Genomic DNA, 22,262 nt, shown 5'->3' with positions numbered 1-22,262 from the left:
GTTTTTGAGCAACAGCTTGCCTGAGATTCAAAGGTGGCTACTTCTAGCTGTGCTCATTTTTTAGTCTAAACTACAGTAAATTAAATTTATAAAAATACTATAGCTGTCCTTGCAGGGGTCATAATTTTTTTTACCCCCCCCAACCCTCCCCTTGTTAAGGGGAGGGAGTAAGAAATTCACAAATGATTTAGGATTGCAATATATATTGTGCGAGTTACAAACTGTCAGTAATACTGGTGAAATTAAAAGCTTTCACGCGCACTCCCGGTACGACACTACCACCGTAACGTTTCACCTCGCTAACTGCATCCACATCCCGCAACATATCAGGTAAAACTTGATTGAAACGCATATTTTTAATCGGGTAAACAATCTTACCATTTTCAATCCAGAAAGTACCATCGCGAGTCATGCCCGTTACTTCCGATGTTTTGGGATTCACATAGCGAACATACCAAGCTCGACTGACAAAAATTCCTCGTTCGGTTTGAGCGATTAAATCTGCTAAACTTTGGTCGGAACCTGTCATCACGATCGGGTAATAAGCACCTTTTGCTTCTTTGCCTTTTTGGGCGGCCCAGTAACGAGAATAAGACAAACTTTGAGGGATACCATTTTTGATGATTTCCAAATAGTTATTGTTGAATCCGTTGCCGAAAAAATTACCCGATCGCAACAAAGGATGACTTGGATCGCGCAGTACCTGCACTAACGGGCTGAAAAGTTGTTCTCCCGCGCGGTTTCCAGCGGGTTTTCCCGACTCATCGGCGATCGACATAAACGATCGCCCCTCATCCGCCGCCCGCGCATCCATAGCCCAAATTACCCACGGTAGCAAATCTGCAAACGCAGCGCCCTCAAAGATTACAGGATAAACACCGGGAGTGATGGGGCGGGGGTTGCGGGAGGCTTTCGCGCGCGAGACAACTTGTGCGGCTAATTCGGCGACTTGTAGTTCGTGGATGCCCCAAGCCGTGCTTTCCGTCCAGCTAGAACCGTCTCCAATGCGGGCTGTAAAGCCGAAATTCGCCTCTGTAGATTGGTTGCAGGCGCGGAGTCCGGTTGACGAGGCGATCGCGTATAGCGAAGCCTCAGCGCTCAAAGTACCGGAAGCTTCCGCACCTTCGCCAGATGCGATCGCGCAGGCCTGCTGTACCATTTTTGCCCGCTCTAGAGGCGATACAGCAGCCGTTGCTTCATCAAACGCCGCCGGGGGCAAATCGTAGGTTTGAGGGGGCAACAGCGGCATCCATTCGGGGTCTGCGGGGGCAATTCGAGCGAGTTCTTGCGATCGCTTGACGGTTTGGGCGATCGCATCTTCATCAAATTCGGTAACAGATGCAGAAGCGCTTTTGTTACCAAAATAGCTAGTAATGTTGAGGCTAAATACAGTTTTACTAATATTTTGGGTGATTTGATTTTCCGAGAATCGGGAAAGAGATTCTTCGCCAGTAGAAAGACTGACAAATACTTCCTCTGCTTCCGATTGTTTGACTACCTTTTCTAATAAAGATAAGGCTCGGTCTTCACTTAAAATTGCTGGCGATGTTGTTACGGTCATAAGCTAGAATGCTAGGAAAATTTGTTGGCTTTATTATTTATCTCAGAGCTCTCTCTCTGTGTTCTCTGCGCCCTCTGTGGTTAAATCATTCCGAATTAGCCCTTCCCCCAATTTGAATATCTCTAGCTCGCACCGGCACACAAGCATGAGTCATTTGAGCAACCTGTATCGGTTCACCTTTGCCGCACATATTAGTGCCGCATTGAACCCGTTCGGAAGCAGGCCCGATTGCATCTACTTGATTCCAGAAATCCGTGCTCATTGAATGATAAGTTACATCCTTCAACATACCGACAACTTTACCTTTTTCCACCTTCCAAAAAGCATCACCGCCGAATTGAAAATTGCGCCGCTGCTGGTCGATGGAAAAACTACCAATACCATCAATTAAAATCCCATCTTCCGTATCAGCAATCATCTGATCCAAAGTAGCAGTATGACTGCCGCCATCCGGGCCAGGTTCCAGTCCCAAATTAGGAATTCTCACCATCGGCACGCTAGACCAACTGTCAGCGCAGGCAGAACCGTTGCTGCTGGCGCGTCCGAGGCGATAAGCTGTTTCTCTGTCAGTGAGATAATCAACTAAAATTCCATCCTTGACAACGTACCAATCTTGCGATTTTACTCCCTCATCGTCATAACCCATTGTACCGCGACCGTGGGGTTGAGTGCGATCGCACTTGAAGTTTACCCAAGGTGCAGCGTATTGCAGCTTATTTAACTTATCCGTAGTAGCAAAACTCGTGCCAGCAAAATTAGATTCGTAGCCGTAAACCCGGTCTAATTCTGTTGGATGCCCGACGGATTCGTGGATTGTCAGAAACAAATTTGTCGGCTTAAGAATCAGGGACTTGCAAATACCAGCCGGGACTTTCGGCGCATCGACTTTTTCAATTGCTTCGGCAGCTACTCGTTCGACTTGACTCAACAAATCGTCTGGATTAATATGTTCGTAACCGATATTTAGGGGCGGGCGTTCGTAACTGCGACTTTGGGCATCGCCGCCCGCAATTGCCGTGCAGCCAAAACCCGGATAGCTGCGGTAGATTGTTTGTTCGATTAGCGAGCCTTCTGTGGATGCAAAAACCTTGTCTTCGCGGTTGAATGTCAAAAAAGAATAAGCTTTTTTGATGCCTTGTGATTCGTGCGCTAGCAGGCGTTCGTTGATGGTTAATAAAAGTTCGGCTTTGTCAGCAACGGGGACAGAAAATGGATCAATTGCGATCGGAGTAATGTAAGTATCGACATATTTTTCGACAGGTACTAAGCGCACCGGTTCCTTTTGAGTCAAGCGGCTGCCTTTAGCGATTTCCACGGCCAAAGCGACGATTCTGGCAACTTCTGCGGGTGTTTTGTTGTGACTGGCGGCAAAGCCCCAAGCGCCGTCTAGCAGCACTCGCACGCCAAAACCGGAACTTACATTATCGGAGATATTGCTTAAAGATCGATCGCGCGCATACAAACCTTGCCTGCGGTAACTACAAAAGCGCACGTCACCGTATTCGCACCCACTTTTCCGAATTAACTCTACAGCTAAATTTGCCAACTCGCTAGCAGAGATTTTTGCAGTTAACAGTACCATAGTTATTCGTCGTTCGTCGTTCGTTATGAATGATTATAGCGCTGTTTAAGGATTTGAACGAACCGCGAAGACGCAAAGAGCGCGAAGCAGGGAAAGAGAGAGAGATTTTCCCGATCTTCTTCTCTCTCTCTTCCTTCGTGTCCTTAGCGCCTTCGCGGTTTATTAAATCTCACTCCAATCCCTGCAAAACCGTAGTTAAAATTTCCAAAATGCGATCGATATGTTCCTGCTCAATAATCAACGGAGGCGACAAAGCAATAATATCACCAGTAGTCCGAATCAACAACCCTTTTTCAAAGCACTGCAAGAAACAATCAAAAGCTCGTTTCCCCGGCTTCCCAGGAATAGATTCCAACTCAATCCCCGCCACAAGTCCGAGATTCCGCACATCAATGACGTGGCGCACGCCCTTCAAAGAATGAACCGCATTTTCCCAATAATCAGCTAACTTATTAGCCCGTTCAAACAGCCTTTCTTCCTCATAAATATCCAGCGTCGCCAAAGCAGCAGCGCAGGCTAGGGGATGACCAGAATAAGTATAACCGTGAAAAAGCTCGATCGCATTTTCAGGAGCATTCATAAAAGTATCATAAATTCCCTCCTTCACAAACACCGCCCCCATCGGCACAGTACCGTTAGTTATCCCCTTCGCCACCGTCACAATATCGGGAACCACCCCAAAATATTCAGTAGCAAAACTCGCACCCAAACGCCCGAAACCCGTAATTACCTCATCAAAAATCAGCAGAATTCCGTACTTGTCACAAATCTCCCGCAGCCGCTGCAAATAACCTTGGGGCGGAATCAAAACCCCCGTAGAACCAGCAACAGGTTCGACAATTACCGCCGCAATATTAGACGCATCGTGCAAAGCCACAATCCGTTCCAATTCATCCGCCAAATGCGCGCCCCATTTCGGTTGTTTGCGACTGAAAGCATTGTGTTCTAAATTATGAGTGTGAGGTAAATGATCCACTCCTGTCAGCAAACTGCCAAAAAACTTACGATTAGGGCCAATACCGCCGACAGAAATTCCCCCAAAACCAACGCCGTGATAACCGCGTTCCCTACCGATTAATCTTTGACGAGTTCCTTCACCTTTCGCCCGGTGATAAGCAATCGCAATTTTCAAAGCAGTGTCTACAGACTCGGAACCAGAATTAGTGAAGAAAACGCGATCGAAATTGCCCGGAATCATCTTCACCAAACGTTCCGCTAATTCAAACGCGCCGGGGTGTCCCATCTGAAAAGGTGGCGCATAATCTAGGGTCGATACTTGCTTGTGAATAGCCTCAATAATTTTCGGGCGGCAGTGCCCTGCATTCACGCACCAAAGCCCTGCAATCCCGTCGAGAATTGAGCGGTTATCATCGGTGGTAAAGTGCATATCTTTTGCCGAAACCAATATTCGCGGATTGGCTTTAAACTGCCTATTGGCAGTGAAAGGCATCCAGTAAGCGTCCATATTTGTCATGTTTTTTTATCCTTTTATATTGATGTTTCTGTTTTCCAAATATAACTCAATACGGTTCAGATCAGACGGCGGTTGAAACCGCATCTATACAAACAAAACCCGCCTCCGCGGGTTGAAGATCCGACGGCGGTTGAAATTACCTTATTTTCTTCAGTCCGCGGAGGCGGACTTCCTTTGTGTAGACGCGGTTTCAACCGCCGTCTCATCTTAATTCTCGATCGCACTTAATTAACTAACGATCGCACCAACCGACTAATGTTGCAACAAACCAGTCAGCATTTTTACAGGCCGCCCGTCGTAGGGCCACGCGAAAGCATGGCGAAAAGCAGCATCTTGACAGGCTTGTAACTGCCGAAAATCAATGATATCCCGAGTCAACAAATTCTCATACTCAAAAGGCAGCCGCACGTTGTGCAATCCCGCGTTGTCGGTACAAATAGCAATATCTACACCAGCCTCAAAACATCGATCGAACACAACCTTCAATTCCTGCATATCTTGCAACGTCCCCGTTTTGAGATAGGTAGTCGGGCAAACCTCCAAGCATTGACCCCTGCGCGCGACTTCTGGCAGCAGTTCGGGATATTTTAGCGGAATTTGAATCCCGTGACCGATACGCATCAAATAGGGCAAAAGTTCGGGATAACAGCCAGAGGTGGTTTCGTAAAGATGGCCGGTAGTCTTAATCCCGATCGACCTTGCGTACTCATACAATCCCACAAACTCCTCCAAACGATCGCCAATAGCAGCATCACCGCCCGCAAGATCGATCGCACAAACATATTCTCCCATCTCGGCCGCCAAATCGACGATCGCCCGATTCACCTCATAGGGTAAACGCGAGTGCATACACAAAATTTGGCTAGTCACAATCGGACAATCACCAATTTGACTGGCCTTACCCACAACCCGTACAATTTCTGCCATCAAATCAATGCGTTTTGACTGTTCCAAATGCTCTGGAGTCCGCAAATAAGGCGTATAGCGCAACTCCAAATAAGCCAGATTTTCAAATACATAAGCGCCGCGCATCAACCGATAGATAAAATAAGGCAAAGTCTCCACAGTTTGCACGCTTTCTACCAGCGTGTGCAGTTCCAAATACTCATCGAGAGTATTGCGCGGACGAGTGTAAAAATCCTCAAACTCCGAATATTGTTGAAATCTCTCAACCATTTCGGCATTATGGCGATCAAAATACCGCCACAGAATCCGAGGAACCACAGAACCGCCCAGATGGCGGTGCAACTCAGCGTGTAAAGTCATGGCAACAAAGCCTCAATTTTCTCAATTTTAACAAAAATTAATTACTCAGTAGTCAGTAGTCAGTAGTCAGTAGTCCTTAGTCAGTAGTCCTTAGTCAGTTGTCAGTAGTTCTTAAGTCAGTTGGCGTAAATATTTATCATTGGGATCGGGCAGGAGACAGGGGGCAGAAGACTGAAGGGAAAAGGGTTTAAGGATAATTTACATTTCGTTATATAGTGCTGTTTATTTGCGCCTTTCTACTTAGTCATTGGTTGTGTGTGAGTTCCCATGCCCCATGCCCCATGCCCCATGCCCCATGCCCCATGCCCCATGCCCCATGCCCCATGCCCGTATCTAAAATCCAAAATCTAAAATCTAAAATTGATTGACATTTAGGACGCATTCATACATAATCGGAGATTGTGTCAACCTGAACTGAACGCGAGAAACCCTTGGCTAACGTAGTTGTGATCGGCGCCCAGTGGGGCGATGAAGGAAAAGGCAAAATTACCGATTTGCTCAGCAAATCCGCAGATATCGTTGTCCGCTACCAAGGGGGCGTCAACGCCGGTCATACCGTGGTAGTAAACGGTCAGACTTTCAAGCTGCACTTAATTCCGTCCGGGATTCTCTACCCTGATAAAGAGTGTATTATCGGCTGTGGCACCGTCATCGACCCTAAAGTTTTAATTGCAGAGTTAGATCAGCTAGAGGCACTGAATGTTTCGACGACCTCGCTGATGATTTCGGAGACTGCTCACGTAACGATGCCATATCACCGGTTAATTGATGTAGCATCGGAAACCCAGCGGGGAAATTATAAAATCGGGACGACGGGACGTGGCATTGGCCCTACTTACGCCGACAAGTCGGAACGCACTGGCATTCGGATGCTCGATTTAATGGACTTGGAAGGGTTGCGAGAACAACTGGAATGGACGATCAATCATAAAAATGTCATTCTCGAAAAACTCTACAATTTGCCGCCTCTCAATGCTCAAGAGATAATTGATGAATATCGAGTTTATGCGGAACGTTTGCGGCCGCACGTAGTAGACAGTTCCCTGAAGATTTATGAGGGACTTCACACGCGGAAAAATATTCTGTTTGAAGGCGCGCAAGGCACTTTATTAGACTTAGACCACGGCACTTATCCTTATGTTACTTCCAGCAATCCCATCGCGGGCGGCGCTTGCGTGGGAACCGGAGTCGGCCCGACAGCGATCGATCGCGTAATTGGCGTAGCAAAAGCCTATACAACCCGCGTCGGAGAAGGCCCCTTCCCTACCGAAATGGTCGATGGAGTTGGCGCAATCTTGGGCGAAAGAGGTGCAGAATTCGGCACGACAACCGGCAGGAAACGCCGCTGCGGTTGGTTCGATGCGGTAATCGGCCGCTACGCAGTCCGTATCAACGGACTTGACTGTTTGGCTGTCACCAAACTAGATGTTTTGGATGAATTAGAAGAAATAAAAGTCTGTGTTGCTTACGAAATTGACGGCGAACGCTGTGTCGATTTCCCGAAAAGTTCGCGGATATTTGCTCGATGCAAACCCATTTATGAAACCCTTCCCGGTTGGAAACAGTCCACGGAAGAGTGCCGCAATTTGGAAGATTTGCCGCCGCAAGCATTGGATTATCTAAAGTTTTTGGCAGACTTGATGGAAGTGCCGATCGCAATTGTTTCTCTCGGTGCCAGCCGCGACCAAACTATTATTGTAGAAGACCCGATTCACGGCCCGAAACGAGGATTGTTGTCGGTTGATGGTAGGCCTGTAGCTCCTCTATCCTAAGATTTTGAGTCATAAAACGTCAGAGTGCTAGAAAAATCGTAGCTGAACTGATCTATTGCCAGAACTTAGTGTAAGGAGCTATAATAATGATCGATAAAAACTGGATGACTGACGAAGACCAGCAGATATCCAGGTTAGAAGTTCACAGAGACCTCATTGGGTGGGTGATCCAAGAATTGGAGCGAGCAAATATTTACTCACAAAGAACTATTGGGAACGATCCAGAGGGTGATATTTTAATTATCAATCCAGAAGATGCTCCTAAAGTCAAAGAAATAATCGCAGATATTCAAAGGAAATTCAATGGATAGAGAAAACGATGAAAGAACCGCACCTTGAAATCAAGACTCGATATGTCCATGCTGGATTGGCGAAAAAAATCCTTAACAAAGGTAGTGTAATAGGAGTTGTAACTACATAAAAAATCTCTGATCCAGCTAAAAAAATATTTGACAATGCGGATACAGCGTGGGCATAAAATATTCCAGAAAGTGCATTTATGCTGTCTGAATTGGAGGAGTAATTATTTATGTTAGATATCAGCTTCTACACCACAAATGGAGCGGAATCGGAAACGGTAGATGTAGGAGAAACCCTTTACGAATGGTTAGCAAAATCAGCATTTTCCAAAATAGGTGGCGCATCAATCGACACTGAAATTTACCTAGATGAAGAAAATGTAATTCTGCCTCTAGTTGAATTAAATCAAGAGATTCGCCAGCAGTTCAAGAAAATGTTCAGCGAAGCAATCATCAGTGAAAGCGATGCTGTCATCACTAAACTAGGAGATAGCCCTTCCAAAGAAGAGTATCAATCAGGAACTTATCGTCTGAGAAAAATGCTGGAATTGCTGAAGTGTGTGGAAAACGAAAACTATCAATACCTTCAGCGAATTTAATTAAGCGCGATCGCAATATCACAATTCTGGTAAAATGTGAAAACAATCAGCAGAAAGTCAGAAAATGGAACTCGCAGTAGAATGTCAAAAGCGGGCAGAAGGCAGCAAACCTAACGCCCTCCGCCGCTCTGGATTGATTCCCGCCGTCCTCTACGGGCACAAAGGCTCTGAATCCATTTCCCTTACCATCAAAGCCAAAACAGTCGAACACCTGCTCAAAAAGCGCGTAGTCAACAACGCCCTAATTGACCTCAGCATTCCCGAACTCTCTTGGACTGGAAAAACCTTGCTGCGGGAAGTTCAAGTTCATCCTTGGAAAGGCTTTCCTTACCACCTGAGCTTTTTCTCCGTCGCAACTCAAGACAGCCTGGAAGTTGAAGTATCGCTGAGTTTTGTCGGCGAAGCTGTCGGCGTCAAATTAGAAGGCGGCATCTTGGATACCGTGCTGACGCAACTAGCAGTTAAGTGCAAACCTGACAGCATTCCTGAATCAATAGAAGTAGATATTTCTAATTTAAAGGTTGGGGATGCGCTGCACATTAACGAATTAGTTTTGCCTGCGGGAGTGGTAGCTCTCGGCGAACCAGATCAGGTGGTTGTTACTGTGCTGGGAATTCAAGCAGGTTCTGAAGCCGAAGACGCAGAAGAAGACGCAGCCGCAGCAGCTTAATTAGTAATTGCTAATAGTTGTTAACTAATTGTTGAAAAAAAAGGGCGATCGCTTTCTCCCAAAAGGGCGATCGTTTTTTGCTAAAAAGGCTATTCTCGTTTGGGTTCGATCGCACATCTTTCACCCTGCTCAAAAACAGGCAAGATGCCTGTTCCACAAAGAGTGCATTTCTTTCTTGTGGGCCGTTGCTCCTAGCCCGCCGGTAAAAAGCCTATAGAAAAGGGTGCAATCTCCCTTGCCCAGTCCACAAGAAAGCCTCCCACAAGCAAGAACCGGCAGTGTTTACTTTGCTTTACAAAACGGGCGATCGACTCTTTAGCTACAAAAGTCGGGACGGGCGCGCAAATCTGCCAGAAACCGGGCTGATTCTTACATATTTAACCGTAAAATCCAAAAAATCAGCCGAGAATCCCGGTTCCTCGCCAGCAACGGGATTCAAAAAAAATAAGAAGTGGGGGAACAAGTCCGGTACTGTTAGTGTCAAACGCGAGTATAATTGTTAAACGTTTCGACTACCCTATTTAATTCCTGCCTCTGGAGCCGCCGCCCATATGCCATCAACAGTCAGTACAGAATCAACAGCGGTTCAATTTAACCAACAGGGAGAAATATACTTATCCCAAGGAAAATTAGAAGAAGCGATCGCCTCCTGCGAGCAAGCTTTAAAGATTCATCCCAATTTTGCACCGGCTTACAAGACTTTGGGCAACGCGCTGCAAGCTCAAGGCAGGATGGAAGAGGCACGGCACTGGTACGCTAAAGCGATTGAAATAGAACCGAATTTTGCGGAAGTATACGCGAATTTGGGCAGCATTGGCGCGCAGCAGCAAAAATGGCAGGAGGCGATCGGATTTTATCAAAAGGCGATCGCGATTAAGCCGAATTTCGCGGGAGTGTACCGGAATTTAGCAAAAGTATTCGGACAAATTAGCAAACCGGAAGAAGCGCAGCAGTGCTGGTATCAAGCATTTAGTTTGGAACCGGAAAAAGTAGCGCCTGGGGAACACTTGAATATGGGCGACGCTTTTTTTAGGCAGGAAAAATTCCCCGAAGCGATCGCCTGTTACGATCGCGCCATAAAATTAAATCCTAATGTGGCGACTGCTTACCAAAATTTGGGCGAAGCGCTAAAAAAACAAGGCAAGTTAGAGGAAGCGACAGTATATTATCGCAAGGCTATTGAACTCAACGCAGCTCATGCGAGAAACGGCAGCGAGGGAGAGCAAACTTTGGCGGGTGCAACGGCGAAAAACGGCAGCGAGGGAGAGCAAACTTTGGCGGGTGCAACGGCGAAAAACGGTGCAGTTAAGCAGCAGCCTCCTGTAACCGCAGTCAAGCCGCCAGTTAAGCCACCAATGCAGCAGGCCGTTAATTCTACAATTAATATAGAAGATCCAGAAGCATACAAAATATTGGCTGAAGGCTATTTTGCTCAGGGTAAATTGGAACAGGCAATTTCTGCTTGCAAGAAAGCTCTACAAATTAAGCCGGAAGCGCCGCTGTACAAAATGCTGGGCAACGCGCTGCAATCGGGCGGCAAAATTGATGAAGCTAAAAGTTGCTATGTCAAAGCAATAGAAATTAACCCGAATTTTGCTGAAGCTTATGCTAATTATGGCAGCATTTGCGCGCAGCAGGAACAGTGGCAGCAAGCGGTTTCTGCTTACGAAAAGGCGATCGCCCTGAAACCGGATTTTGCCGGTGCTTTCCGCAATTTTGCAAAATTGTTGACGCAGTTAGGCAAGTCTGAGGCGGCGACTGAGGCTTGGTATCGAGCATTTGCGATCGACCCCAAGTCTGGCACCGCCGAGGAACACGAGAATTTAGCCAAAACTTTGATCGAGCAAGGTAAGGTAGAGCAAGGTATTGACTGTTACCGGCGCGCGGTTGAGTTGAACCCAAATGCTGGTGCAGCTTATCACGAATTGGGCGAACTTCTCAGGAACAAAGAACAGTGGGAAGCGGCGGTTGATGCTTACAGCAATGCGATTAGAAATAATCCCGAACTTTCTTGGTCGCACAACAATTTAGCTGAGTCGCTGGTGAAGTTGGAACGCTGGGAGGAAGCTATAAATGCTTACCGCAAGGCGATCAAATTAAATCCAGATTTTAGCTGGTCTCACAACAATTTAGCTGACGTGTTGCTGAAGTTGGAACGCTGGGAGGAAGCTGTAGAGGCTTACACGAAAGCAACAGAATTAAATCCAGATTTTAGTTGGTCGCACAACTATTTAGCCGACGCGCTGATTAAACTGGAACGCTGGGATGAGGCGATTTCGGCTTACCAAAGGTCGATCGAACTTAATCCCGACCATTTTTGGGCGCACAACAATTTAGCAGAATCGCTGGTGAATTTGGAACGCTGGGATGAGGCGGTTGTTGCGTACCGGCGGGCTAACGAAATCAATCCGAGTTTCTTCTGGTCGCACAGCAAGTTGGGCGACGTGTTGCTAGAAATGGAAAGGTGGGATGAGGCGATCGCAGTTTACCGGCGGGCGGCTGAGTTGAATCCTGATTTTGCGTGGACTTATTACAACATGGGGACGGCTTTTGAGCAACTGGAACGGTGGGATGAGTCGATCGCTTCTTACCGCCGTGCTGTGGAAATTCAGCCGGATTTGCCGTGGATTTCGCAAAAGTTGGCTGATGCTTTGAGGATGCGATCGCAGTGGGATTTGCAGCAGTCAATGGGTTTGTATCGAAAGGCGATTCAGGAGAATCCCGATGACGTGCAGTTGTATCACAAGGCGCTGGAGATTGCGCCGAATGATGCTGACCTTTATGTTGAGTTGGCTGATGCTTTGGTGCGGAAGAATTGGCCGGATGGGGCGATCGTCTTTTATCAGATGGCGTTGCAGATTCGGCCTGATGACAAGGCTATTTCTGGGCTGTTAGAAGAGGTGTTAAAAAAAAAGGGGGTAAGTAGGGCGGCAGAAAAAAGTGCTGCTAGCCGACAATCTGGAAGCGCGATCGAACACACCCCGGGAGTGGCTGCGGAGTACCACGAATTAGGGGAGTCTCTGCAAGAAGAAGGTAAATATACCGAGGCTATTGCGGCCTACCGCAAAGCAATTGCAATTAATCCCAATTACTTTGGAACTCACCACAATTTAGGCGATGTCCTGAAATGGACGGGTAAAGTTGATGAGTCTATTAAAAGTTATCAGAAAGCCGCAGAAGTGAATCCAACTTTTGTTTGGTCGCACCACAACTTAGCGGATATTTTTCAACAAGAAGGTCGGCTTGATGAAGCTGTTGCGGCATATAGGAGAGCGATCGAGGTTGCTCCTGAATTTGGCTGGTCGTACCACAATTTAGCAAAAACTTTAGCTAAACAAAACAAGCTTTCCGAAGCTCTGGAAGCTTATCAGACGGCGAGCAAACTCGATCCGAAACTTTTTGGTTTGGATTATGAAAACTTGCGAGATTCCCTATTCCTCGGTCAAGACCCAGCTTATACGAAGTGGCGCGCCAAGCACAGCCCCAGAGAAGCTGATTTGCGGAAGATCGCTGAAACATTAGAAATCTTTAGCTACAAACCGCTGATTAGCATTGTGATGCCAGTCTACAACACGCCAGAGAATTATCTCAGGGAAGCTATAGACTCAGTTTTTAATCAAATATATCCCTACTGGGAATTGTGCATTGCTGACGACGCATCAACCGCGCCTCATGTCAAGCGAATTCTGCAAGAATATGCAGCCAAAGATAGCCGGATCAAAGTAGTTTATCGAACCAAAAACGGTCACATTTCTCACTGTTCCAATTCTGCTTTGGAGTTGGCGACGGGTGAATTTATATCTCTATTAGACCACGACGATACACTGACACCAGAGGCGTTGTATGAAGTGGTGCTGCTGCTGAACCGGCATCCGGAAGCGGACATGATTTATTCAGATGAAGACAAGATTTATCAGGATCGGGAACTGATAAATCCTTTCTTCAAGCCAGAATGGAGTCCGGATTCATTTTTATCTCGGATGTACACTTGCCATTTGGGAACTTACAGGCGATCGCTAATTAATGAAATCGGCGGTTTTAGACCCGGTTTTGAAGGAGCTCAGGATTATGATTTGGTTTTGAGGTTTACAGAAAAAACTGACAAAATCTTTCACATCCCTAAAATTCTTTACCACTGGAGAATGCACGCGGGTTCGGCTGCTGGCGGTGTAGAGGCTAAACCCTATGCCTATGATGCAGGGCAAAAAGCTTTGCAAGAGGCGATCGAACGCCGGGGCGAACCGGGGAAAATTGAAGGCGTTCCCAACTTTTTGGGACACTTTATTCCACGCTACAAAATTGCGGATTACAAGCGGGTAAGCATCATTATTCCGACGCGGGATTTGGGGGATGTTTTGGACAATTGCTTGGAGTCTATCTTTACAAAGAGCGTCTACCCCAACTACGAAGTTATTGTCATCGATAACGGCAGTCAAGAGCAACACACGGCGGAAATTCTGGCTAAATGGACGGCTAAGGAATCAGCGAGGTTTAAAAGTTATCGGCTAGATATTCCGTTCAATTTCTCTAAGATTAACAACTACGCTGCTAGCAAAGCCGAGGGAGATTACTTGTTGTTCTTGAATAACGATACAGAGGTAATTACTCCCGATTGGATTGACGGGATGGTTGAACAAGCTCAGAGAAGCTCGATCGGGGCTGTGGGCAATTTGTTGATATACTCAGATAACAAAATCCAGCACGCGGGAGTGGTGATGGGGCTAGGTGGCGGTGTGGCTGGTCACAGTTATTACCATATGCCGCGATCGATTCCTGGATATTTCGGGAATGTGGTAGGCATGAATAATGTTTCAGCAGTGACTGCTGCGTGTTTGATGTGCCGCCGCGAAGTGTTTGAAAGTGTTGGGGGGTTTGACGAAGAACTAACAGTGGCTTACAATGATGTGGATTTGTGTTTGAAAATGCTGGAGAAAGGGTACCGAAATATTTACCTGCCTCATGTAGTTCTCTACCACCACGAATCTAAAAGCCGGGGTTACGAAGACTCGCCTGAAAAGAAAGAGCGGCTGAGGAAGGAATCGAAGCTGATGGAAAGCCGGTGGCAAAAATATATTGATAATGACCCTTACTACAGCCCTCATTTAACCAGGGCTTGTCAAGACAGCGGTATTAGATTGGAGGACGAGAATTGGCGGCCGAGTCATTAGGAACATCCCCATGAGGGGTAGGCACGCAGGGCTGTTTAATTCTTTGTAGGAGCAATCCCCCCGCGGTTGTCCTGGTTTGTGGGGAGGGTAGGCACGGGGGCACTACCCCTACAAATCAACAACCTGTAGGGGCGGTGCCCCCGTGCCCGCCCTGAGTGTCGGGAGGATCGAGAGGATTGTGACTCAGACAGAAAACCGATACAATTCACCTGACGGCACCAATGTCAAAAACCTGTAGGGGCGGGTTCACCGATAGCTTCAAGGAATACCCAAAGACTAAAAAAACCGCCTCCACCCCGCGCGAGAATCCTAAAGATTGACATTGGTGCAAGTTCTCAGATACAAGGTAGTTATTAACCCAGCCTCAACCAAACTAAAAAAATGAAATCTACGGTAGAAAATTATGAATAACTCATTACAAGTGCACGAAGAAACTGCTTCTAATTATTTTCATAGAGGCAACCTCCTAAAACAGTCGGATAAATTAGAGGAAGCCGCGGCTGCCTACCAGCGCTGTACTGAACTCAACCCGGATTTTTCCTGGTATCACCACAATTTGGGTGAAGTTTTGGCGAAGTTGGGGCAGTGGGATGGCGCTGAGAAAAGCTACCGCAGGGCCTGCGAACTTAACCCGAATTCGGCTTGGTCTTGGCACAATTTAGGAGAGGTTTTGGAACAGCAGGGCAATCTCAATGAGGCCGTGGCTGCGTACCGCAAAGCTGTGGAAATATATCCAGATTTTTATGAGTTTCACAATAGTTTGGGTAAGGCTTTGTGTTTGCAAGGTCAACTGGATGAATCTGTAAGTTGTTTGCGAAAAGCGATCGAACTTGACTCGGAATCGGCTTTGCCTTACCAAAATTTGTGGGAGGCTTTGGCAAGACAGGGACGGGTTGATGAAGGGATGGATTGTTTGCGAAGGGCGATCGAGCTAAATCCGGGCGAGGCAGATTTGTACCTGAAGTTGGCAGAGGCTTTGCAAGGTAAGAATGAATTAACAGAAGCGGTGGGTTATTACCGAAAGGCGATTCAGTTAAAACCTGATTTTCATTGGCTTTACTATAAATTGGGCACGGCTTTAGCGGCTCAGGGTCAATGGGAGGAGGCGATCGCATCTTACTCGAAAGCGGCTGAGTTGGAACCGGGTTCGGCGATCGTCCACCACTATTTGGGGCATACTTTGTCGATCGTGCAGCGGTGGGAGGAGGCGATCGTATCTTATCGGAGAGCGCTTGATATCGTACCGAATGCGGCAGTGATTTACCAGCATTTGGGCGATGCTTTGGCGACACTGCAAAAGTGGGTTCAAGCTGTGGGTGCTTATCGCAAGTCGGTTGAGTTTGATCCAAATTCGCTGGAGGCTCAGGATCATTTAGGGTTTGCTCTATATCAGTTGGGGCGTTACGATGAGGCGATTTCTGCCTATCGCAAAGCTTTAATACTTAGCCCTAATTCAGATGTGGTGAACTTCCATTTAGGAGATGCTCTGTTCTCACTACAAAAGTGGGAGGAAGCTACAGCTAGTTACCGCCGTACTATCGAGCTTAATCCCGAATCATCCGAGGTTTACCAAAAGTTAGGAAATACCCTGGCTCAACTTCACAAGTGGGAAGAATCTGCTGCCAGCTATCAGCGAGCAGTCGAGTTTAACTCTCAATCCGATGCGCTTTACGAACATTTGGGTAAGGCTTTAGTACAACAAAATCAACATGAGGGAGGAATCGGGTTTTTCAAAAAGGCGCTACATATTAAGATAGACAACAATTTTGCTCATTGGCAAGCGTTAGGAAAGGTACTGCAAACGAGAGAGGCAACGAACAGTAAACTCTTACTAGAAGTATTAAGTCCAGTCACAATTAAAGAACCAGTCAGCAGCACAGAACACTCTTCAATCGAACTTACTAAACCTAGCTCTTTGGAAACAGATGTACGTCTAATTGCCTATTATTTGCCACAATTTCATCCCATTCCAGAAAACGATTTGTGGTGGGGCAAAGGTTTTACCGAGTGGACTAATGTTACCAAAGCTCAACCCTTATTTGAAGGGCATTATCAACCTCACCTCCCCGCCGACTTGGGGTTTTACGATTTACGCCTGCCAGAAGTCAGAGAAGCGCAGGCCGCGCTAGCTAAAAAATATGGAATTTATGGTTTTTGTTACTATTATTATTGGTTCGCAGGCAAGCGTCTGCTCAACCATCCTATAGATGAAGTTTTGCGGACTAAAAAACCAGATTTTCCTTTCTGCATTTGTTGGGCTAATGAAAACTGGACAAGGCGGTGGGATGGAGCAGAACATGAGATATTGATGGCTCAAGAATGTTGGTCAGATGAACAAAATCAGGCTTTTGCTGAGAGCATAATTCACATTTTGCTTGATGAAAGATATATTCGCATCAACGGAGAGCCTTTATTGATTGTTTATCGGCGGGATCTTTTTCCCAATCTGCGCCACACTGCAGAGCAGTGGAGAAAGATATTTAGGAAAAATGGTGTGGGAGAAGTTCACCTCTGTATTGCTATCACATTTCGCGGTTTGCACACATCCCTCGAGCAGATAGGCTTTGATTCAGCCGTGCAGTTCCCGCCTCATGGGTTTTCTGCCAGAGAAATTTCACCTGATGAACTCAGAGTTGATGATTTTTCCGGTCATCTTTATGACTATAAGGATGGGGTTATTAATTCTTTATCTCAGGAGTTCCCTAACTTGAAAGTTTTTCGTTCTGTGATGACATCGTGGGATAATACAGCGCGTCGAAAAAGAGCAGCTCATGCCTTTATTAATTCCCACCCTGATGTTTATGAATTGTGGCTACGCGGCATTATCGAAAAAACGAGACAAGTAAATTCAGGCGACGAAAAATTGGTGTTTATTAATGCTTGGAATGAATGGGCTGAGGGCGCGCATTTAGAGCCGGATCATAAGTATGGATATAGCTATCTTTTGGCCACTCGTAGAGCGCTGGAAGGTACTCATAGCTGGAAAACAATTATTGATATACTGCGATATGTTCCTATTAAAAGTGTCAACCATTTGCATTCACAACTTGATGAGTTGGATAGTAGAATTGATGGAATGAATCGTTCGATTGAAGCAATGAACAAACTTCTACAAAAAACAGCAATAATTATCGATGTGAGCCGATGTCAATGCTCTGAATTATTGTGGCAGTTAGATTTTCCACGGCCTGATACTCGAGTTAGTGTCAACTCTATTGACATAAAAGGTTGGGTAATAAGTCAAAACTCTCCCGTTGTGGGAGTCAAGGTAATATCTAACAGTCGAGTGCTCCAGCAAACACCTATTAATATATCTCGTCCAGATGTGGCTGAGGTGCATTTATTTCCAGGTTCTGAAAACAGTGGCTTTTCCATGACAGTGCAAATAGCTGGAATGTCTTCTGAAGCATTCTTGCACTTAGAGGCTTTGCTGGAAGATGGAAGCTGCATTCCAATAGAAGTGATACGATTGCGACAAGGATATGACCCTATTCAAGACTTGGGGATATCTCTGGAACAACAAGAAATGCTTGGCAAGGCCCATGCCGACATTGCAAAAACGATTATTAACCTGATACGAGCTTTACCAATGGAAAGTGTGAACCATCGATATCAATTGCTGGATGAGTTGGAGAATAAAATTGAGGTAAAGGAACTCCTGCTTGAAGCAATGAATCAAGTTCTTAAACCAATTTCAGTCCAGGATTTTTATCAACAAGTTTGAGGATGAGAGTGATTACTTTATGAATATGATTTCCGAAACCCCCCTAGTATCCATAGTCATTCCCTGCTACAATCATCAACATTTTGTCAAGAGATGTTTAGATTCTGTGGCGGCACAGACTTATCAAAAATTAGAAGTTATTATCGTTGATGATTGTTCTTCTGATGAATCAGTTCGGGAGATAGAGCAGTTAATTCAGAGAGATGGTTGGAAGACTAGGTTTTCTGATGGAACTTTCTTCCATAAATTCACCAAAAATCAGGGTGCTCATGCAGCCATCAATTATGGCATATCTCAAGCTCATGGAAAAATCCTAGCCCTTTTAAATTCAGATGATATGTATCATCCAAATCGGCTCAAATGTATTGTTAATGTGATGCAGAGTCACAGGCATGAGTTTGTCTTTAGCAAGGTAGAGTATATTGATGAACACGATAGGAGTATAACTACATCTCATCCCGTCGCTCATCGTTATTTTTTGATCCAGAAACTTATTGAACAGTATCCTTCTGTTGGGTTTGCTTCTTTGATATCCAATGTAGGAATATCTACTGGAAACTTCGTTTTTACAAAGGAGCTTTTTAACCGTGTGGGTGAGTTTAGCAGTTATCGGTATTGCCATGATTGGGATTTTCTGCTTCGTTCCCTACTTTATACAGAGCCGTTTTGTATGGAGCAAGATTTGTATTACTATCGTTTTCACGGCAAAAACACTTTTGAGTCTTTGGAATCTATCGGTGACGAAGAATCAACGAAGATTCTTACCAGCATTCTATCCCAATTGCAATCTCATAAGCTGTCAAATCTTCTCGCTCCCTCTCCTTTAAATTGGCCGAGTTATTTTGAACTCTTTTTGTATTGGTTTAACTTGGGGCGTTATTTGCAATCATCAGGGTGATAAAAAGAATTGTTTATATTGATAATTTATTTATCGGTATTAGAGCTGAGTTAATAGAGGTATTAATAAGTAGCAAACTATAAAAATCGTCGAAATTGACTAACAGCAATTTCGACGAACAATTCCGACGAACAATATCTATGTCCTCGGATGTCTGTAAATATAATTATCCAGCTTGAAGTCACTTAGTTCTTGAATAATTAGATCTCCACGCTCCACTATGACAATGGATTCATAAATAACAATATTCTTGATGATCTCATGTGAAGTCCCTGCTGCCTCCACCAGTTCAAATATCAGCTTACTCAACGGAGTTGCTTCGGAATAGTATTTTTCTATTCCTTTCCAGTGCCACCATGCCCAATCTTCAATAACGTAAAAACCGCCTGGCCGAATTAACGGAAATAAAGTTTCAAAGCTAATTTTTGTGAGCTCATAATAATGGGAGGCGTCATCCATAACTAAGTCAAGAGGCTGATCGTTGAATTCTTGTTTCACAATTTCATTTAGTCGTCCAGAATCTGCTTGGTTTGTATGCCAATATGTCCTGAGTCGATTCTGTAAGCCTCGATCGCTGACATACTTTTGAAAATATGGACTGTCTGCACGGGCTTGCAAATCAATCGCAATATGTTTTTTTGGTTTAAAAATTTCAAACCAAAACGCTACGCTTCCACCTTCCCACATTCCCAACTCGACTACATTATCAGGATTAAACTCTTGATGAGTTGAGAAAAATCTTTCGTACTGATCGAGCAAAATTTTGGGTTTGTAAAGTATGAAGCAGTCTTCTCCTAATTCCCAATTATTATCTTTGTTTTCCTCTAATCGAAAAACCAGATTGTTTAATATCACTCGATCTTTTTGCCAAAGTAACTTTTCAATTGCTAGCAAAGCTATCGAGGTGTTGCGGGAAGAATATTTACTCTTTGGTTGCCAGCTAGCATTGAGATGTACAATTTCTTGAGGCAAGGGAAAGACTGAAGCAGATTCTACTTCAGTTGTATCGATTTGAGAGGACAAACTGTTATTAACAGGTTTTTGCATAATGATAACGGCTTGTGGCAACAAAGTTGGATCGTCAACAAAATCGCAAAATGTCAGATATTTAGTCCACTCCCGCTTAACGTATCCAGGCGAAACCACGGCTTCCCCATAAAAAGAGGCAGGGCGTGTAGGACCCCCACCGGTCGGGCTATATAAAAACTTGCCATTATCGTAGTCTGCAAAAGCAGCCTCAGTATCCAAGAATGAATTTGCTAACGCGTTATACCAGGCAAATTCATGGTTCTGACCTCTCAACGATCGACAAAACTCAATAAATCGACGAGCTTGAGTGGTGACTATCAGGATACCACCAGGTTTGAGTATTCTTGAGAACTCTTCCACCCATTTTATGTGTACAGGTTCAGACAGATGAGAGAAAACTGAGTAGGCGTAAACTACATCGAAACTATTGTTAGAAAATTGGGTGGGTGGCTCTGGTTTTACTACACTATAATTTCCCTGACGGACTGTGTTGACACAAATATCAATCATCGCCGGATCGACATCAATGCCATACAGATTGTCTGCAACAACATCTTTTAGGAAAAACCGCATCATTTGCGCCCAGCCGCAACCGAAATCGAGAATGTGACTGTCTCTGGTTAGTGGTACTCCCAAGTTAGCTGCGTACCGCTTAATCTCAGAATAGAAATTAAATCCTTCACCTAGAGCCTGCTTTCCCGACGATCCAACTATATTGCGCTGAATGTCATCAGGCGGGAATCCAGGCAGTTCGATACCATCTACAAACGGATGCTCTACACTTTTAACAATTACCTCCAACCATTCTTGGTCGCTCAAGTGAGTAGCATATTTCAAAAGTGAGTCATTTTGTTTTTGGTAAGTAGCACTTAGTGGAGGTTTAAAGTAATTAGGCTGAGGGCGCTCCTGTTCTGTTTGAATTTGTTTGAGTCGTGTCTGTGAGCGTGCTAAATCTGCTTTAACCTGCTCTAGGAATGGAAGTTTCTTTTGAAATTTTACCATGCTGATTGGCAAACGACTTTGATCTGAGAACACAGCTTGGATAAGTAACTCAACTTCCGTCGAGAGTTCACTTACTCCCACTTGTGCCAAAAAACCACTCGTGCCAGCGTGGGAAACCTCAGTATAAGTTTGAGCAACATCTGGACGTGAATAATTCACAGGAATCTTCTGTATTGCCCTACCGCTGCTGATTACCTCAATTGAGACTACTTGAGCCTTCTTACCTAGTATCCAACCCGCGAACAAAACTTCATATTTATCTGTTTTGTATGAAGTATTTGGAGTGTCGATATTAAACCCCCATAACAATTCTGGGTCGTTTAGAGGCAAATTCACAACTTCCTGAATTTGAATCAAAGTGTGTTCGGTCATAATGCTTAATTTTTTCTTTGGTTGGTTATTTTCGGAGAAACTCACTCTCAACTGTTTAAGGCATGAATCTTCATTTTCAAAGCAATGAAGAAATGTAAGGACGTAAGTCTATCGAATGAAACAGCCCTGCCTTAATTATGCAGTATTTAAGTTATCCGGAGAAAAAGACCATGAATAACCCTGGTTTCTGTTGTTAGATTGCCTTCTTGTATGATAGTTTATCTGCTAAACAATGAGAGTCATATAAAATTTTATCTCGCGGATAAATCTGCCTGCGGTAAAACTATTTGCCCAAACGTTGTTCCGGCTTTCTTAGGAAGATGGACTAAGATTAATTATACGGTTGACGGCAGTGATAAGCTACTCATTTTCTACTGTCCTTTTTTTGCTTTATCGTGAAAGTCTTTTAAGACTTAACTGCTACAGGCTTAACATTTAACACCAAACGCATTAACTGTTTCCACTCGGCTAAATTAGTCAGCCTAAAAGTGTCCAAATTATGACCTTGATCTCCTGATAATTTAGTAAAGCTCTCCAACCAGTTACTAACTGTATTGGTGGGTGAGAAAGGCGAACATTTCAAGGATTGTTTTAGGCTGTCTTGCATATTGGTTATAGCGCCAGTATGATAAGCATACCACGCCTCTGAGACTAAAAGTTCGTACTGAAGCTTACTGTGTCCATTAGTTTTAATGGCTATGGCTTGCTGAAACTCCAATCGCTCTATTTGAGACTGGGATTGTTCCAATAATACTTCTTTCTGATGCAGTTGAGACTGGGATTGTTCCAATAATACTTCTTTCTGATGCAGTTGAGACTGGGATTGTTCCAATAATACTTCTTTCT

Annotated in this window: 12 protein-coding genes and 1 pseudogene; 7 read left to right on the top strand and 6 right to left on the bottom strand. The window is 45.0% G+C overall.

Annotated features, from left to right (window positions below):
* Positions 1-214 precede the first annotated feature (214 nt).
* From QUA44_RS17320 to QUA44_RS17305, 4 genes are all read right to left on the bottom strand, one after another.
* Positions 215-1,561 (bottom strand): TldD/PmbA family protein, encoded by a 1,347-nt coding sequence (locus QUA44_RS17320; protein ID WP_333252659.1) that lies wholly within the window; start codon positions 1,559-1,561, stop codon positions 215-217.
* Positions 1,562-1,646: 85 nt separating this feature from the next.
* A complete protein-coding gene (locus tag QUA44_RS17315; protein ID WP_333252657.1) occupies positions 1,647-3,143 on the bottom strand; it encodes a TldD/PmbA family protein in 1,497 nt (498 codons plus the stop codon).
* A 169-nt stretch (positions 3,144-3,312) separates the two neighbouring features.
* Positions 3,313-4,617 carry an aspartate aminotransferase family protein gene (locus QUA44_RS17310; RefSeq protein WP_333252656.1) on the bottom strand — a complete coding sequence of 435 codons (1,305 nt, stop codon included), beginning with the start codon at positions 4,615-4,617 and terminating at the stop codon, positions 3,313-3,315.
* Between the two features lie 252 nt (positions 4,618-4,869).
* Positions 4,870-5,883: an adenosine deaminase gene (locus QUA44_RS17305; RefSeq protein WP_333252654.1), complete on the bottom strand. Its 1,014-nt coding sequence runs from the start codon at positions 5,881-5,883 to the stop codon at positions 4,870-4,872.
* A gap of 431 nt (positions 5,884-6,314) precedes the next feature.
* Here QUA44_RS17305 and QUA44_RS17300 point away from each other — a divergent pair, with 431 nt between their 5' ends.
* The 7 genes from QUA44_RS17300 (at position 6,315) to QUA44_RS17270 (ending at position 19,013) form a co-directional block, all read left to right on the top strand.
* Positions 6,315-7,655 (top strand): adenylosuccinate synthase, encoded by a 1,341-nt coding sequence (locus QUA44_RS17300; protein WP_333252651.1) that lies wholly within the window; start codon positions 6,315-6,317, stop codon positions 7,653-7,655.
* Positions 7,656-7,741: 86 nt separating this feature from the next.
* Positions 7,742-7,966, top strand: coding sequence for a hypothetical protein (locus tag QUA44_RS17295; RefSeq protein ID WP_106149000.1), 225 nt, complete (start codon positions 7,742-7,744; stop codon positions 7,964-7,966).
* Between the two features lie 218 nt (positions 7,967-8,184).
* Positions 8,185-8,553, top strand: coding sequence for a hypothetical protein (locus tag QUA44_RS17290; RefSeq protein WP_333252647.1), 369 nt, complete (start codon positions 8,185-8,187; stop codon positions 8,551-8,553).
* Between the two features lie 64 nt (positions 8,554-8,617).
* A complete protein-coding gene (locus QUA44_RS17285) occupies positions 8,618-9,223 on the top strand; it encodes a 50S ribosomal protein L25/general stress protein Ctc (protein ID WP_333252646.1) in 606 nt (201 codons plus the stop codon).
* Between the two features lie 551 nt (positions 9,224-9,774).
* A complete protein-coding gene (locus QUA44_RS17280) occupies positions 9,775-14,391 on the top strand; it encodes a tetratricopeptide repeat protein (RefSeq protein WP_333252644.1) in 4,617 nt (1,538 codons plus the stop codon).
* Between the two features lie 403 nt (positions 14,392-14,794).
* Positions 14,795-18,115, top strand: a complete 3,321-nt coding sequence (locus QUA44_RS17275; RefSeq protein WP_333252642.1) for a glycoside hydrolase family 99-like domain-containing protein — start codon at positions 14,795-14,797, stop codon at positions 18,113-18,115.
* Positions 18,116-18,134: 19 nt separating this feature from the next.
* Positions 18,135-19,013 (top strand): glycosyltransferase, encoded by an 879-nt coding sequence (locus QUA44_RS17270; protein ID WP_333252640.1) that lies wholly within the window; start codon positions 18,135-18,137, stop codon positions 19,011-19,013.
* Between the two features lie 138 nt (positions 19,014-19,151).
* Here QUA44_RS17270 and QUA44_RS17265 read toward each other — a convergent pair whose 3' ends face one another.
* Together QUA44_RS17265 and QUA44_RS17260 are read right to left on the bottom strand one after the other, a co-directional pair.
* Positions 19,152-21,401, bottom strand: a complete 2,250-nt coding sequence (locus QUA44_RS17265; RefSeq protein WP_333309811.1) for a methyltransferase domain-containing protein — start codon at positions 21,399-21,401, stop codon at positions 19,152-19,154.
* Between the two features lie 421 nt (positions 21,402-21,822).
* Positions 21,823-22,262, bottom strand: a pseudogene (locus tag QUA44_RS17260) (hypothetical protein); the annotation flags it as partial.

This window comes from Microcoleus sp. N9_A2 (assembly GCF_036701775.1).
GTDB lineage: Bacteria > Cyanobacteriota > Cyanobacteriia > Cyanobacteriales > Microcoleaceae > Microcoleus.
The sequence above is the reverse complement of the archived record's forward strand: the minus strand, read 5'-3'. Positions and strand labels throughout refer to the sequence as shown.